The following is a 12,683-nucleotide window of genomic DNA, read 5'->3' as shown; positions in this document are numbered from 1 at the left end:
CAGCAAATCAACGCACTAGACCCATTTTGGTCACAATTTAGCCACAATATCCCAGAATCCCCTGGAAACGGTCTGTTTCACTTTCGTCACACCAGTCCCACAACCTAGAATTGCGTTATGAATTTCCGGAATTTCCCTGCGTCCAGCGCTGCCTCAGTCTCGCTCACCGACCCGAGCTCTGCTGCCAGCCGCAACTCCCGGCGTTCCCTTCTCGCCTGCGCCGCGGTGAGCGTGCTTGCTGGCTCCGTACTCACCGGCTGTTTCCCCGATGAGGGCACCGGCCCTGGTTCCGATGACTCCTCTCAGAATCAGGAATCCGCCCCAGAATCCGGCCAGACGTCCAGCTCGGACCAGCCACAGGCGGCCCTCACGGCAACTGATGCCAATGGCAAGCCAGCCACCCTCTGCGATACCAAGAATCTCGGGATCACCACGGAAGCCCCTACCGGTGGTGCCGGCTCCAGCTTCTACACGTTGAAGTTCACCAATAATGGCGATGCTTCCTGCGTGCTCAAGGGCTTCCCCGGCGTATCACTGGTTACGGATAACAACGGCACGCAGCTCGGCCCCTCCGCTAAGCGGGAAGAGAACATCGATTCCTCCCCCATCACCTTGGAGAAGGGCCAGACCGCCACCTCCGCGCTGCGCCTTTCCTCCGTTGGACCCTTCGACCCCGAGGAGTGCAAGCCAGCCTCCGCAGATGGACTGCGCATTTACCCACCAGAAAACACCGCCTCCGCGTACCTTCCTTTGGAAAACGTTGAGGGTTGTCGTGGCGATGTGCCAGTATTGAGCGTCCAGCCCATCACTCAGGAATAGCGCTCACCTCACCCATGCCCTCGTTGTCGCAACCACGTCACCTCACTTCCCGGATGCGCAACGTCGCTTTCCTTCTCCTCGCTGCGGTGGCCTTGGCTCTGCGCGCCTTCCAGCTCTCGCAGCGCACGTTTTACTGGGATGATCTAGTCATCCCAGTGCGCTTTCGCGATGCCTCCTTCACGGAGTTCTTCAGCTCCTACGATGGCCACATCATGCCCGGTGCGCTGGCCATCCAGGTGTTGGCGGATGGCATTGCCCCGCTCAATTTCCTTCTCCCGGCCGTTATTATTTTCGTCCTCAGCGCAGCCACGCTGGTTTTCTATGCGCTGGCCATCAGCAGGTTGTTCTCGCAGAGGCCCGAGGTCCAAGTTCTGGCATTCACCGCGCTGGCCTTCTCCCCATTTCTCATGGTGGCCTCGGGTTGGTGGTCTGCCGCGCTCAACGCCCTGGGTTGGCAGCTGGGTTTCGCCATCGTATTGTTCTGCGCCGCCACTATTAAGCAGCACCCGCTGCGGAACTCACTCCTGGCCACTGCTGGTTTGGCGCTCGCGTTCACTCTGACAGAAAAGTCGCTGTTCATCGTGCCATTTGCCTGGGCGATCGTGTGGCTGGTTGCCCGCCGCGTGCAGTGGAAGTTCTGGCTCGTCCCCACCATCGCCACGGCATTGTGGGCCATTCTCGTCTTCACCCGCACGTCGGTTTTCCACAGCGATTCCCCCCACAGCCTGCTCACGTCCCTCCACACCACGCTGGCCAAGGCCGTTATCCCTGGTACCCTCGGGGGCCCATGGCAGTGGGAGCGTTGGACCCCTTCCCAGGCATTCGCCAATCCCGCCCCGGCGCTATGGATCCCGGCTCTCCTGGTGGCTGCGGTTCTCCTCGGCGTCTGGATCGCCCGCCGCCCCGCGCGCTCGTTGGTGCTCCTCCCCTCCGCAGCCATCTTCCTGGGGCTCTTGTGGATCTTGGGCCGGGCTCGCACGGGCGCGGAGACGGCAGATCTCCTCACCCGCACTTTGCACTACTACTCCGAGTGGTGGGCGTGGACCGTGCTCCTTCTTGTCGCCGCGTCGGTGAGCTTGCCTTCTTCTCGACGCCACCTCTCCCCCCTCCCGCTCATTCTTTCGCTGCTGCTGGTGGCATCGGCTACTTTCTCCACGGTTTCCTGGGTGCAGGCATGGCGGGATGACCCCACTGCCGAGTACCTCGCGAAAGTGAAGGAATCCACCGGCCCGGGTTCTGCACCGTTGCTGGATCAACCCGTTCCGCTGGAGGTGCTCACCCCGCTGCTCAATCCGTACAACACCGTGGCTTCCCTCACGGGAACCCCACCAGCAAAGATGATTGATGCCCCGCGGATGCTGGATCCGCAGGGCAATGTGGTGGAGGCAGCAGTGCTGCCAGCAGCGCGCACGGCCGTGGGAGATGTGCCGCAATGCGGTACCCGCGTGGCCACGGGATCCTCGCAGATCGTGGAGATCGATCACCCACTGCCATTTGGCTCTTGGGTGTGGGAGCTCAACGCGTTGGCGTCGAATAAAGGAATGACGATGACCATCAGCACGCCCAACGGCCTGGAGTCAGAAGAACAATCGCGGGCGCGGGCTGTCACCGTGCCACTGAGCACGGAGCTGAAGCCGGAATGGGTGAGCGTTCCCGGCGGAGGCGGCACCATCTTGGTGGAGATTTCTGGTGGCAAGCCGGGAGACTCGATGTGCCTCGGCGCGGGAAACATCGGCCCGCTACTGCCTAAGCAGTAGGCGGGTGATTAGGCCAGGCGGGTGCGGATGTACTCGGTGGCGATGCCCGTGGCGTTGATCGCATCGTAATCAATGTGGATCTGGGAGCCCAGGATGAAGGTAGGTACGGCGGTCAGCTGATCGATGGGGTTCAAACGACCCAAGGATGCGGCCGCAGGGCCGAGGTTGCTCTGGAAGCTCAGCAACGCGGTCTTGGCTGCCTCGCCGGCTACTGGGGACAGGTTGGCTGGGGTATCGCAGACGATGTCACCCTGACGGCACACATCCACCACGCGGTTGTTCAGGGAACCATAGCCGCCCGGCAGAGCGCCGAAAGCTCCGGAGGTGTGCTGAGGCGCGGTGCCCTGCTGCTCCACACCGGGCACGCCGCGGTTGGGGTTGGCGATGAGCACTGCGGAGGTCAGGCGATCAGCGGAAATGGGGCCACGGCCAGCGGCGATATCGCGCACCAGGAGGGAGGAGATATCCGAGCCCAGGGAGTAGCCTAGGAGGCTAAACTTCGCGTTGGGGCACTCAGCGGCGGAACGGGCCAGGAGATTGCGGGTGGAGTTGTAGGCATCCTGGCGGACCTGCTCGTAGGTGCGGAATCCACCGGGCAAAGAGTTGTAGGAGGCGTAGCGATCCGCCACGCGACCGCCGGTGCTGTGACGCAGCTGCGCGCCGACCGAGCGGGTGTAGAGACCCAGGGGAAGATTGCTTGGCGCGTTGGACACCGTGTTGGCACCGCCGGGAACGCTAACCAGGATGTTGGGTGCACAGCTATTCGGAGCTGGATCCGGCAGAGGTGGAACCGAGCTACCCAGTGACTGAGCTCCGGCGGTTCCCATGCCGCCAGCAACCAGGGAAACAGCCAGCGCTACGCCGCCGAGCACCCGTGAAAAACTACGATTCATACCTCTACCCACAATCTATAAATTTATCTTCTTAAAACCTGGATAATCATATGCGCACCGCAGGAAAATTGCGAGGTGGAAAAGAATGGGGATCATCCGGCTCACCCAGCGATGACGTATCTTTGAAGAGATTCTTTACCCGCGCACTCTTTTGACCGCATTGTGGTGGCTGAGCTCACCCGGAACATCAACCAGGAATGGAACCCTTCGCCCATGGCTATTGGCTTAGCAGCACTATTGGATGACGTGGCCCTCATTGCCCGAGCGGCAGCGTCCAGCGTGGATGACGTGGGAGCCGCCGTGGGTCGCACATCTGCCAAGGCTGCCGGCGTGGTGGTTGATGATGCTGCGGTGACTCCCCGTTTCGTGCAGGGCGTCAACCCCTCCCGCGAGCTGCCGATCATTTGGAAGATCACCAAGGGAAGCCTGCGCAACAAGCTGCTGATCATCCTGCCCATCGCGCTGCTGTTGAGCTGGATTGCCCCGTGGGCACTGACTCCCCTGCTGATGCTGGGCGGCACGTACCTGTGTTTCGAGGGTGCAGAGAAAATCCTGGAGAAGTTCTTCGGCTCGCAGCATGATGCTCCCGCCGCCGATGACAACGCGGGCAAGAGCGAAAAAGAGCTGGTCCGCGGCGCTGTCACCACGGACTTCATCCTCTCGGCGGAAATCATGGTGATTTCCCTGAACTCCGTGGCTGATCAGCCAATCGCCATGCGTGCCCTGATCCTGGCCCTGGTGGGCATTTTCATCACGTTCCTGGTCTACGGCGCCGTGGGCTTGTTGGTGAAGATGGACGACGCCGGCCTTGCCCTGACCAAACGGGATTCTGGATTTTCGCAGAAGCTGGGTCACGCGCTGGTCAAGGGCATGCCTATCGTGCTGAATGTCATCTCCGTGGTGGGCACCGCCGCGATGCTCTGGGTGGGTGGCCACCTGCTGCTCACCGGCTTCCACGAGCTGTTCTGGCAGTGGCCTTATGACACCGTCCACCACCTGGAAGAGGCCGTTGGCTCCAATCCTGCTATCCGCTGGATCGTGAACACGTTCTTCTCCATGATCTTTGGACTGGTGATCGGTAGCATCGTGGCAACGGTGGTTCACTTCCTGCCATTCGGGAAAAAATCACACTAAACCGCCAGAGCAAAGGATTGTCTATGCTGAACGCGCCCACGACCGCCCTCGTCCTAGAAGGCGGTGGAATGCGCAATAGCTACACGGCACCCATGGTGGATCAGCTGATCGCCAAGGACGTGAACTTCGGCTGGGTCGGCGGAGTCAGCGCTGGCGCTACCCACACCGCCAACTTCCTGGCCAAGGATCGCAACCGCGCGGTGCGGAGCTTCGGGGATTTCGCCACCGATCCCCGCGCGGGTGGCCTGCGGAGTTTCCTCCGCGGATCGGGCTACTTCAATGGGGAGTATGCCTACGAGATCTCTGGTCTCCCCGATTCGGAATTCCCTTTTGATTGGGACACGTTCTCCGCCAATGAGACTCCGTTTCGCATCGGTGCTACCCGGGTAGATAACGGGGAAAGCGTGTACTGGGGCCGCGAGGATATCTCCGGTCGCGAGGACTTCATGCGCAAGCTGCGATGCTCCGGCACCATGCCCGGATTAATGCGCACCCCCACTGTCGATGGCGTGGCATACGTGGATGGCGCTTTGGGCGCCTCCGGCGGGCTGCTGATTGATGCCGCCATCGCGGATGGTTTCGATAAGTTCTTCGTGGTGCGCACCCGCCCCCGCGGATTCCGCCGCGTCGCTCCCCGCAGCACCACGGCAGTCAAGCAATTGCTTCGCACCCGCCCCGCGGTAGCGGAAGCCATGCTGACTCGACATCTGCGCTACAACAAGACAGCCAAACTCATCGAGGATCTAGAGGCCGAAGGCAAGGCCCGGGTGTTCTACCCGGATGACATGCGCATCGCCAACACCGAGCGCAACCTCACCAAGCTGCGCGATTCCTTCAACGCGGGCATGGCTCAAACCGTGCGGGAATGGGATGACATCATGGACTTCCTGCAGGAGTAGCTCGCCTCAGAGGAGGTGCACGATGCCCAGGGCAATCAGCACCACCGCCACCGCATAACCGGAGAGCGCGATCGTCGCGTCTTTCCGCTCGCCAATCCTCTCGATGAATAGAGCCACGGAAGAGTCAGGGTGGCGTCGAATAAAAGCAATGAGCACACCGAAAATCATCGGCAGGCTCAGGGCCAAGGTGGCGTACAGGACCACCCCTGACCAGCGCGTCAACGTGCCGAGCTCTGCCGCGCTGAGGAATGCCAGCCCGGTGAAAAACGGGATTGAGGTGACGGATTGCACCAGACCCAGAAACAGGCCCGCCGTGAACGTGGAGCGGCCGGGCACTTGCAAGGGGGCGGAGAGTCGGTGGATCATGGGCGCCGGATCCCCACCGCGATAGGTCAAAACCGCACTGACCACGCCCGTGAGGATCAGCAGGATGCCGAGGATCGGCGAATGGAGGAATCGCTGCACCAGCTCGCCGATGCCATCGAAAATCAGCATCGTGAACAAGGAGAGGAGAAAAACTCCCAGCCAATCCCCCGCGATCAGCAGCGCGGCCACTTTCCCGAAAGAATCGCGGCGCGCATGTATGACAGCCGCCGCGAAAAGAACGCCGATGAGCAGCACATTGAAGGAATCAATCAGTGCGAAACTCACGGCGTACAGCATGTAATTCAATCTCCAAGGGGTCTGGGTCAGCAGGCGGTGTAAGGAAGTCTAGCGTGACCCTGCCTCACCCTAAATCCCCCGCCAGCACGGTCAGCTCCTGGGTGCGCGGTCGCCAGAGGGCAGCACGCGTGGCATGCAGCTCGTTGAACCTGGTGGGAGTGACCTCATCGAGCGCCCGCATGTACCCCGGCACATCCTCTTTTTGCAGCCGCAGGCCCATGGTCAGATGCGGGATCCATCGTGGGCCGCGTCCGTCGGGGTTTTTCTCCGAGATTTTTCTCGACGCCACCTCCAACTCATCAGAGGTCTCCAAGAGCCAGGCGACAGTCTGCTTGCGCTTGGTGCCGAAGACCACCATTCCGCGACGGGAAAACGTGGCTGGAATGACCTGCGGCAGGAGTTCGGCGGCGCATTCCACCGCCTCGGCACACATGTGGGGCGAGAAGGTGATGGTGATGTGCGGAGTTTGGTTATGCTGCGGGAAACCCCGCAAGGCAAGCTCTGCGTAGATATCCCTGATCTGCTGCGTCTGCTCAGGTGGGAGATGCAGCAGGATGTTGTCCGGGGATGTCATGCAGCGTCGCACCTTTCCTCATTGGCTTCGCCGGTGGCTTAGTTCGCCAACAGTCTAGGCACCAATGTAGACAGTGGCTTAGGCTGCGAGGCCCACTGCGCGGCGAACGCCTGCGTCCTGGAAGTTGCGCAAGGCTCGAGGCAGGTGATCCTGGCTGGTGACGATCACCGCGCGGTCGCCGATCATGCGGGACACAAAGGCAGCATTCTGCACGGTGCTTCCGGCAGCGTCTTCCCGGTAGATCGCGTTCGGCACCAGGCGTGCACGCAAGCCCAGTTCCATCGCGGCAGCTTCAGTGATGGGGCAAGAAGGCTGAGTCCTGCCTCCCGTCACGTACACCGGGGTCTCGGGGTGGATGCGGCTAAAAGCGGCTGCCCGGTCCAGGCGCTGCTGCAGCACACCGGGGGTGGAGCAATCAGGGTTGAGCCTTGCCCCGAGGATGACGATCGGCGCGCCGGTGAAGGCTTCCACATGCGCCACGATTGCCTGTGGGCTGGTTTCAGCGGAGACGTTGACACCGGCGTAGGGAACGGCGGGAACTGAAATTCCCAGGGAGGATGCTGCGGCTAAGCCAGCAGCCATGATTACTGCGACAGTGTTTGCCATATTTCTTCTTTCTTAGTGAACCTCGGCAAATCTATCAGTAAAAATTCTTAAATGGCACCCTTTCGCCTCAGCTTCTTTGCCGGGCCGCGCGAACAGTTAGTATCTGACTCATGATCCGAAAGACTCTGGCCCGCGCATTCTTCGCCGTCACACCCTGGAAGCTCGTCACTGAACCCGCCCCAAACAAGCCGGTGGTGTTTGTGGGCGCTCCGCATACCTCGAACTGGGATTTCATCCTCATGCTGGCGGTGGCCTGGAGCATGGATATCCACATTCGGTGGATCGGCAAAGACAGTCTTTTCTCGGGCCGCAAGGGGCCCATCATGCGTGCCCTGGGAGGTATCCCGGTGGATCGGGAGAACCCGCGGAAATTCGTCAAAGAAATCGTGGAAAAGTTCTCCACCAATGAGTCCCTGGGATTGGTCATCACTCCCGATGGCACCCGCAAGAAGAACGAATACTGGAAATCCGGTTTCTACCGCATCGCTCGGGACACCGGCATGCCGGTTACCTTGGCATTCGTCGATAGGAACACAATGTCTACCGGTCTTGGACCCACGTTTGAACTCTCCGGAAACGTGACCGAGGACATGGATTTCATCCGCGAATTCTTCAAGGACAAGGCTGGATTCGCACCCGAGAATCGTGCTATCCCCCGCTTGCGCGAGGAGCTATAAGCTGACCACAGGGGATTGCTGGGGTTGTTGATCGCCGAGGGGGCGTCGCCAAACAAGAACCGCAACCACTGCCACCAGGATCACCACGGTGAGCGCGAAGGGAACGGGGATCAGGGGGTCGATGAGCACCAGGAACCCGGCCAGCGGCACCGCAATGTTCACAATCCGGTCGGCGTTCCGGCGGATGGTCAGGAGCCACACGCCGATGATGAAGATGGCCAGCGGGATTGTGTAGGCGAAGGAGGCTCCCGGTTGGGTGACGTCGGTGTGGCCGGTGAGTACGTCGATCTCCAGCTCAATGCCAGCGGAGAACGCACCGGCGGCAGCGAAGATGAAATAGTGGCCGTAGCCGTACAGCAGAGACCCGGCAAAAGTTTTGATTGCGCGGTGATGCGGTGGCCAGAAGTAGATCCACCACAGTGCCGCGGTGGCCACCAGGGCCAGCACTCCCAGACGAACCAGTGGGGCCTGATCCTCCCCGGAATGCAGGCTCTCGATAATCGCGTTGGCTGAACCCAGCAGGCTTTCGCCCAGCAAGATCAGCGTGAAGAGGCCATAGCGCTCCGTGATGTGATGCGGGTGCGAGGGGGTGCGCTGCTTGCGCTCGGCGATGATGGGGACGCTGAGCTCACACAGAATGAGGACAACCAGGGACACCGTGTGGATCGGCCCAGGCAACCACAGGCTGCCTACCCACAGGAGCTGCACGAAGGCCACTCCGCCCGCGTACAACAGTGCCGCCCGGCGCGTCTCCTCCGCACCCCACGCAGCGCGGAGCCATTGAGCCACCATGGACAAGCGCATCACCACATAAGCCAGCACCAGGACGGTGAAATCCCCGTCCTCGAACGCGGGGCCGATACCGGATGCGAGCACCAGCACCCCGGCCATCTGAACGAAGGTGAGAACGCGGTAGAGCCAGTCATCGTTATCGAATGAGGTGGCGAACCAGGTGAAGTTCATCCACGACCACCAGATGCTGAAAAACGCGATGGCGTAGTGAAAAATCCCCTCCCACACGTGACCTTCTGTCAGCGCGTGGTGGAGCTGCACCGAGGCAACGCTCACGGCTACGACGAAAACGAGGTCAAAGAACAGCTCCAGGGAGGATGCCGTGCGGCCTTCCTCGGAGGGGTCGCGCGGGCGCATCGGCTCTAACCGAAAACGGGAGGTTCGGGTCATGAGAGATACTTATGACCAACGCGCACCCGTTTGCGCTCATCGGCTGCTTTTAGCTCGGGGTTGCCTAGGGTTGCTTAGGACTTTTTCACTACGGAAGACTTCAAATGAATCTTTCCGAAGCCAGGAACCGTGGCATCGATGTCATGGTCATTGACAGGTTCTGAGAGCAACCGGATTCCCTTGACCTTGGTCCCGATCTTGATGGTGCCGCCGCCCTTGCCGGAGACTTTGAGGCTCTTCACGATGGAGACAGTATCGCCATCCGCCAGCACGTTTCCCACCGCATCGCGCACTTCCCCATCGTTTTCCGACGCCTGGCCTTCCCCATCCTGGACCCATTCGTGCGCACACATTGGGCACACCAGCAGCGCACCTTGTTCGTAGGTGTACTCCTCGCCGCATTCGGGGCATGGTGGCAATACAGGAGAATCGTTGCCTGTGCCGTTGGAAGAATCCTGGGACATGCTCGCCCGCCTTACATCTCGTTGTTTGTTCTAGCTAAGTCACTTCACTTTTCAGTTCAATAATCAAGCAGCGCCCGGAGCCATATCCAGACTGCCGGCATACTCGAATGTCATCAGCAACCACACAGATTCTCAGCCGCTCCCGCGCGGAATTCAGCACCTTGGCATCACGGTTCCGGATCTTGAGGAAGCTACGCGCTTCTTCAAAGATGGACTGGGTGCGAAGGTGTCCTACGACGGACTCACCACCGAGGAAGAGCCGCGCAGCGGTGAAGAAGTAGAGCAGCAACTTGGCCTCCCCTCTGGAGCTGCAATCCACAAGCAGCGCATGTTTGTGATCGGCGAAGGCCCAGGCCTGGAGGTATTTGAGATCAGCGGCGGCAGCGCGCTGCCGCCGGCTTGGCGGATTTCGGGCTCAATCACTTCTGCTGCTACGTGGATGACCTGCCTGGTTCTCTCGAGCGCTTGGTTGCCGCCGGTGGCGAGGCCTTGTTTGAGATCCACGGCAACAGCCGCTACGAGGACTCCCCCGGAAACGGCAGCGTATATGTGAAGGCTCCCTGGGGAATGCTCATCGAGCTGCAGACCATCCCCAACGGTCACTACTACCCAGAGGATTCCGAAGCTGAGGTGTGGATGCCTTCGCCGAGGGGCTAATCCGCGCTAGCTCTCCAGCAGGTCCCCATCAGATTTATCTAGGGCCACCCGCACCAGCGCGGCCGCGAAGCGCGGAAGTTCGTCAGCGTTCACCAGCTCAGCGAGCTCTGCAGGATCGGTGGGCAGGCCCAGCTTCTCCGCTCCCTGCTGCGCCTTCTTATCAATCGCCGGGGCTAATTCTGGCCAGAGCGCTTGAGCTTCTCGGGCAAACATATCGGCACAGGCAGGTCCCACGCCCTCGAACTTTTGCAGCTCCTTGGTGATGTTCTTCGCATCACGGATCTTGCGCATGTCCCCGTCGTGTTCCTCGCACACCCGCTGCGCGGCCTTTTGCAGGTAGGTGGTGGAGGATTCGTCGTAGCGCGAATAACCCGCCTTCTTGAAGGCGTTGATGAATTGCCGACGCCGCGCATCACACACCCGCTCCGGAGTGGTGAGCTTTTCTTTATTCAATTCCAGTAGTGCCTGCACGGCTCTATCAGCCGAAATTGGCTTAGCCTGCAGCATGCACAGCATGAGCAACCGGGATGGCGAGGATGCGTCGTCGTTCAACGTGATGTGAGCTTGCTCGGCGAACGTCTGCCCGTACTTGTCCAAAAGCTTTTCTACAGTCTGATCAGGCACTACTGATCCCCGAGCCAGTCGGCCAACACGTTCGCATGGTTGATTTCACGATCCTTCGCGCCGTACACCAGCACCAGTGGTGTGGTCTTACTTGCCTTTTTCGCTAGCTTGAGCAGCGTCGCGAGATCCTTAGCAGCATCGGAAAGCTCGTCTTCATCGTCGGAATCAGAATCGTCCAGTTCCTTGCGGATTTCATCCAGCTCCTTGCGGTACTTCTTGGTGAAATCATCGAACTTGTCTTCATCGTGATCAAACCATTTGCGCAGGTCCGGCGAAGGGGCCACTTCCTTGAGCCACTCGGCCAGATCCACATCATCTTTGGCCACTCCGCGTGGCCATATGCGGTCTACCAGCACGTTGGTTCCGTCCGGATCATCTTCTCCGGAACGCAGGTCATGGACTTTGGCGATATCGATGTTCTTCATACCTTCCAACGTAGAGACTTCTTACGCGCTGGGCATTGCCGGCGCAGTCCAAGCGGGCCAGACCGCGGGCAGCGCTGTCCGGGGCAAGGACTAACATCGGGCACGGAGAGCGTAAAAGAGCACAGCGATGACGAGGAGAGAGCATGCAGTATCGGGAATTATTCGGGCTCGAACCAGCGCGTCGAGACCATATTCCCGCCTTCCGCATTGCCATAGGCGTGGCCATTCCTTTGCTGCTGCTTCTCGCCACTCACCGGCTGGATCTCGCCATTTACGCGACGTTTGGTGCCTTCACCGGCATCTATGCCCGGCATGAAACCCCCAGGTCTCGCGTGTTCAAGCAGGCCTTGGCCGGCGCGCTCCTCACGCTCTGCGTGACAATCGGCGCCACGATGAGTTGGTTTGGCGCCCGCGCGTGGACGGTCATGCTGGTCACTGCTGTCATCTCCAGCCTCACGGCTATGACCGCGGCGCGCTTCGCTCTCACGCCCCCTGGCTCGGTGTTCTTCATCTTCGCCACCGCCGCGGTGGTTCGGTCCACGGTGGGGCGCATCCCCTCATTGCTTTCGGGGTCGCGGCGGCTTCGGCGGCGTTGAGTCTGTTGCTGGGGTTGAGTGCTCACCTCATCGGTGAAGGCCGAGGCATCCCAGAGTTGCCGATGCCAGCTCCCCTCTCTTCCGACGAGATTCGAGGCCATGGGCTGCGATTCCTGCTCGCGCCCTTGATCGCGGGCGCAATCGGCATCTTGTCTGTGCAGGGTATCTCCGGGTTGTCGCACCCATACTGGGCAATGGTTGCGGCGGTGGCCCCCATCACTCCGCCGCGTCACCGGGATCGCTTTGTGCGCGCTCTGCACCGCATCCTCGGCAGCTTCGCGGGCGTGGTGCTCGCCGGATTTCTGCTCTCATTTCCCACTCTGCCGTGGCAGTTCGTGGTGTGGATCATCTTGCTGCAGTTCTTGGGCGAGCTCTATATCAGGCGCAATTACTCCCTGGCGTTGCACTTCATCACCCCGGTGGCGCTGATGATGACTCAGCTTGCAGCTCCCATGGGTCTGGGAGAACTGCTTGCGGCTCGCTTCGTGGAAACGCTGATCGGAGCCATCGTGGCTATCGGCGTGGTGGCTTGGGGTTATTCTGCGGAGAACCCGCAGCAGTTGCAGCGGGTGTGGGGTGTCCGGCGCATGGTGCCGCAGGATCCCGGCCCCAGGGATTAGGGCACTGGTCACGTTTGCTCGTCAGCGGTATCTTCCCCCAATGGTTATCGCTAGTGTATAAGTAAAAGTACTAACGAGGTTCTTTCCGATCCC

General features: G+C 60.6%; 16 protein-coding genes. 8 read left to right on the top strand and 8 right to left on the bottom strand.

Going from position 1 to position 12,683, the window contains the following annotated elements; genetic code table 11:
- Positions 1-117: 117 nt before the first annotated feature.
- Entirely contained in the window at positions 118-819 is a 702-nt protein-coding gene (locus IRY30_RS03935; protein WP_194556057.1) for a DUF4232 domain-containing protein, read from the top strand.
- A gap of 53 nt (positions 820-872) precedes the next feature.
- Positions 873-2,576, top strand: a complete 1,704-nt coding sequence (locus IRY30_RS03930) for a hypothetical protein (protein WP_194556056.1) — start codon at positions 873-875, stop codon at positions 2,574-2,576.
- An 8-nt stretch (positions 2,577-2,584) separates the two neighbouring features.
- Here the strand turns inward: IRY30_RS03930 and IRY30_RS03925 are convergent, their stop codons facing one another.
- Positions 2,585-3,469, bottom strand: coding sequence for a cutinase family protein (locus IRY30_RS03925; protein WP_194556055.1), 885 nt, complete (start codon positions 3,467-3,469; stop codon positions 2,585-2,587).
- Between the two features lie 213 nt (positions 3,470-3,682).
- On the opposite strand from IRY30_RS03925, the gene IRY30_RS03920 reads away from it, so the two are divergent.
- Together IRY30_RS03920 and IRY30_RS03915 are read left to right on the top strand one after the other, a co-directional pair.
- Complete coding sequence (locus tag IRY30_RS03920) at positions 3,683-4,603, top strand: DUF808 domain-containing protein (RefSeq protein WP_194556054.1); 921 nt, start codon at positions 3,683-3,685, stop codon at positions 4,601-4,603.
- A 23-nt stretch (positions 4,604-4,626) separates the two neighbouring features.
- The gene (locus IRY30_RS03915) at positions 4,627-5,502 is read left to right on the top strand and encodes a patatin-like phospholipase family protein (protein WP_194556053.1); all 876 of its coding nucleotides are present in this window, start codon (positions 4,627-4,629) and stop codon (positions 5,500-5,502) included.
- A 6-nt stretch (positions 5,503-5,508) separates the two neighbouring features.
- Here IRY30_RS03915 and IRY30_RS03910 read toward each other — a convergent pair whose 3' ends face one another.
- The 3 genes from IRY30_RS03910 to IRY30_RS03900 all read right to left on the bottom strand — a co-directional run bounded on the left by IRY30_RS03910 (position 5,509) and on the right by IRY30_RS03900 (position 7,345).
- Positions 5,509-6,165, bottom strand: coding sequence for a hypothetical protein (locus IRY30_RS03910; RefSeq protein WP_194556052.1), 657 nt, complete (start codon positions 6,163-6,165; stop codon positions 5,509-5,511).
- Positions 6,166-6,229: 64 nt separating this feature from the next.
- Entirely contained in the window at positions 6,230-6,739 is a 510-nt protein-coding gene (locus tag IRY30_RS03905) for a 2'-5' RNA ligase family protein (protein WP_194556051.1), read from the bottom strand.
- Positions 6,740-6,817: 78 nt separating this feature from the next.
- Positions 6,818-7,345: a YdcF family protein gene (locus tag IRY30_RS03900; RefSeq protein WP_194556050.1), complete on the bottom strand. Its 528-nt coding sequence runs from the start codon at positions 7,343-7,345 to the stop codon at positions 6,818-6,820.
- A 110-nt stretch (positions 7,346-7,455) separates the two neighbouring features.
- Between IRY30_RS03900 and IRY30_RS03895 the strand changes: the two genes are divergently transcribed.
- Complete coding sequence (locus tag IRY30_RS03895) at positions 7,456-8,022, top strand: 1-acyl-sn-glycerol-3-phosphate acyltransferase (RefSeq protein WP_194556049.1); 567 nt, start codon at positions 7,456-7,458, stop codon at positions 8,020-8,022.
- Here IRY30_RS03895 and IRY30_RS03890 read toward each other — a convergent pair.
- Both IRY30_RS03890 and IRY30_RS03885 read right to left on the bottom strand, forming a co-directional pair.
- Positions 8,017-9,204, bottom strand: coding sequence for a low temperature requirement protein A (locus IRY30_RS03890; protein ID WP_194556048.1), 1,188 nt, complete (start codon positions 9,202-9,204; stop codon positions 8,017-8,019). The two genes, IRY30_RS03895 and IRY30_RS03890, sit on opposite strands and share 6 nt — an antisense overlap.
- A gap of 74 nt (positions 9,205-9,278) precedes the next feature.
- Entirely contained in the window at positions 9,279-9,668 is a 390-nt protein-coding gene (locus IRY30_RS03885; RefSeq protein ID WP_194556047.1) for a zinc ribbon domain-containing protein YjdM, read from the bottom strand.
- Between the two features lie 166 nt (positions 9,669-9,834).
- Between IRY30_RS03885 and IRY30_RS10485 the strand changes: the two genes are divergently transcribed.
- Positions 9,835-10,221 (top strand): VOC family protein, encoded by a 387-nt coding sequence (locus tag IRY30_RS10485; RefSeq protein WP_353887124.1) that lies wholly within the window; start codon positions 9,835-9,837, stop codon positions 10,219-10,221.
- Positions 10,222-10,331: 110 nt separating this feature from the next.
- Here the strand turns inward: IRY30_RS10485 and IRY30_RS03875 are convergent, their stop codons facing one another.
- Together IRY30_RS03875 and IRY30_RS03870 are read right to left on the bottom strand one after the other, a co-directional pair.
- Positions 10,332-10,949, bottom strand: a complete 618-nt coding sequence (locus tag IRY30_RS03875) for an HhH-GDP family DNA glycosylase (protein ID WP_194556046.1) — start codon at positions 10,947-10,949, stop codon at positions 10,332-10,334.
- A complete protein-coding gene (locus tag IRY30_RS03870) occupies positions 10,949-11,374 on the bottom strand; it encodes a DUF488 domain-containing protein (protein ID WP_194556045.1) in 426 nt (141 codons plus the stop codon). Before IRY30_RS03870 ends, IRY30_RS03875 begins: the two co-directional genes overlap by 1 nt.
- A gap of 143 nt (positions 11,375-11,517) precedes the next feature.
- On the opposite strand from IRY30_RS03870, the gene IRY30_RS03865 reads away from it, so the two are divergent.
- Both IRY30_RS03865 and IRY30_RS03860 read left to right on the top strand, forming a co-directional pair.
- Entirely contained in the window at positions 11,518-11,970 is a 453-nt protein-coding gene (locus IRY30_RS03865) for a hypothetical protein (protein ID WP_194556044.1), read from the top strand.
- Between the two features lie 14 nt (positions 11,971-11,984).
- The gene (locus IRY30_RS03860) at positions 11,985-12,590 is read left to right on the top strand and encodes an FUSC family protein (RefSeq protein ID WP_194556043.1); all 606 of its coding nucleotides are present in this window, start codon (positions 11,985-11,987) and stop codon (positions 12,588-12,590) included.
- Positions 12,591-12,683 lie beyond the last annotated feature (93 nt).

Source organism: Corynebacterium suicordis DSM 45110, assembly GCF_015351405.1.
In the GTDB taxonomy this organism is placed as follows: Bacteria; Actinomycetota; Actinomycetes; order Mycobacteriales; family Mycobacteriaceae; genus Corynebacterium; species Corynebacterium suicordis.
Note: the sequence above shows the minus strand (reverse complement) of the source record. Positions and strands in the feature narration are given on the sequence as shown.

Excerpts from the sequence above, each read along its gene's own strand:
- IRY30_RS03935 (WP_194556057.1), top strand. The coding sequence starts at position 118 with ATGAATTTCCGGAATTTCCCTGCGTCCAGCGCTGCCTCAGTCTCGCTC.
- IRY30_RS03930 (WP_194556056.1), top strand. The coding sequence starts at position 873 with ATGCGCAACGTCGCTTTCCTTCTCCTCGCTGCGGTGGCCTTGGCTCTG.
- IRY30_RS03925 (WP_194556055.1), bottom strand. The coding sequence starts at position 3,469 with ATGAATCGTAGTTTTTCACGGGTGCTCGGCGGCGTAGCGCTGGCTGTT.
- IRY30_RS03920 (WP_194556054.1), top strand. The coding sequence starts at position 3,683 with ATGGCTATTGGCTTAGCAGCACTATTGGATGACGTGGCCCTCATTGCC.
- IRY30_RS03915 (WP_194556053.1), top strand. The coding sequence starts at position 4,627 with ATGCTGAACGCGCCCACGACCGCCCTCGTCCTAGAAGGCGGTGGAATG.
- IRY30_RS03910 (WP_194556052.1), bottom strand. The coding sequence starts at position 6,165 with ATGCTGTACGCCGTGAGTTTCGCACTGATTGATTCCTTCAATGTGCTG.
- IRY30_RS03905 (WP_194556051.1), bottom strand. The coding sequence starts at position 6,739 with ATGACATCCCCGGACAACATCCTGCTGCATCTCCCACCTGAGCAGACG.
- IRY30_RS03900 (WP_194556050.1), bottom strand. The coding sequence starts at position 7,345 with ATGGCAAACACTGTCGCAGTAATCATGGCTGCTGGCTTAGCCGCAGCA.
- IRY30_RS03895 (WP_194556049.1), top strand. The coding sequence starts at position 7,456 with ATGATCCGAAAGACTCTGGCCCGCGCATTCTTCGCCGTCACACCCTGG.
- IRY30_RS03890 (WP_194556048.1), bottom strand. The coding sequence starts at position 9,204 with ATGACCCGAACCTCCCGTTTTCGGTTAGAGCCGATGCGCCCGCGCGAC.
- IRY30_RS03885 (WP_194556047.1), bottom strand. The coding sequence starts at position 9,668 with ATGTCCCAGGATTCTTCCAACGGCACAGGCAACGATTCTCCTGTATTG.
- IRY30_RS03870 (WP_194556045.1), bottom strand. The coding sequence starts at position 11,374 with ATGAAGAACATCGATATCGCCAAAGTCCATGACCTGCGTTCCGGAGAA.
- IRY30_RS03865 (WP_194556044.1), top strand. The coding sequence starts at position 11,518 with ATGCAGTATCGGGAATTATTCGGGCTCGAACCAGCGCGTCGAGACCAT.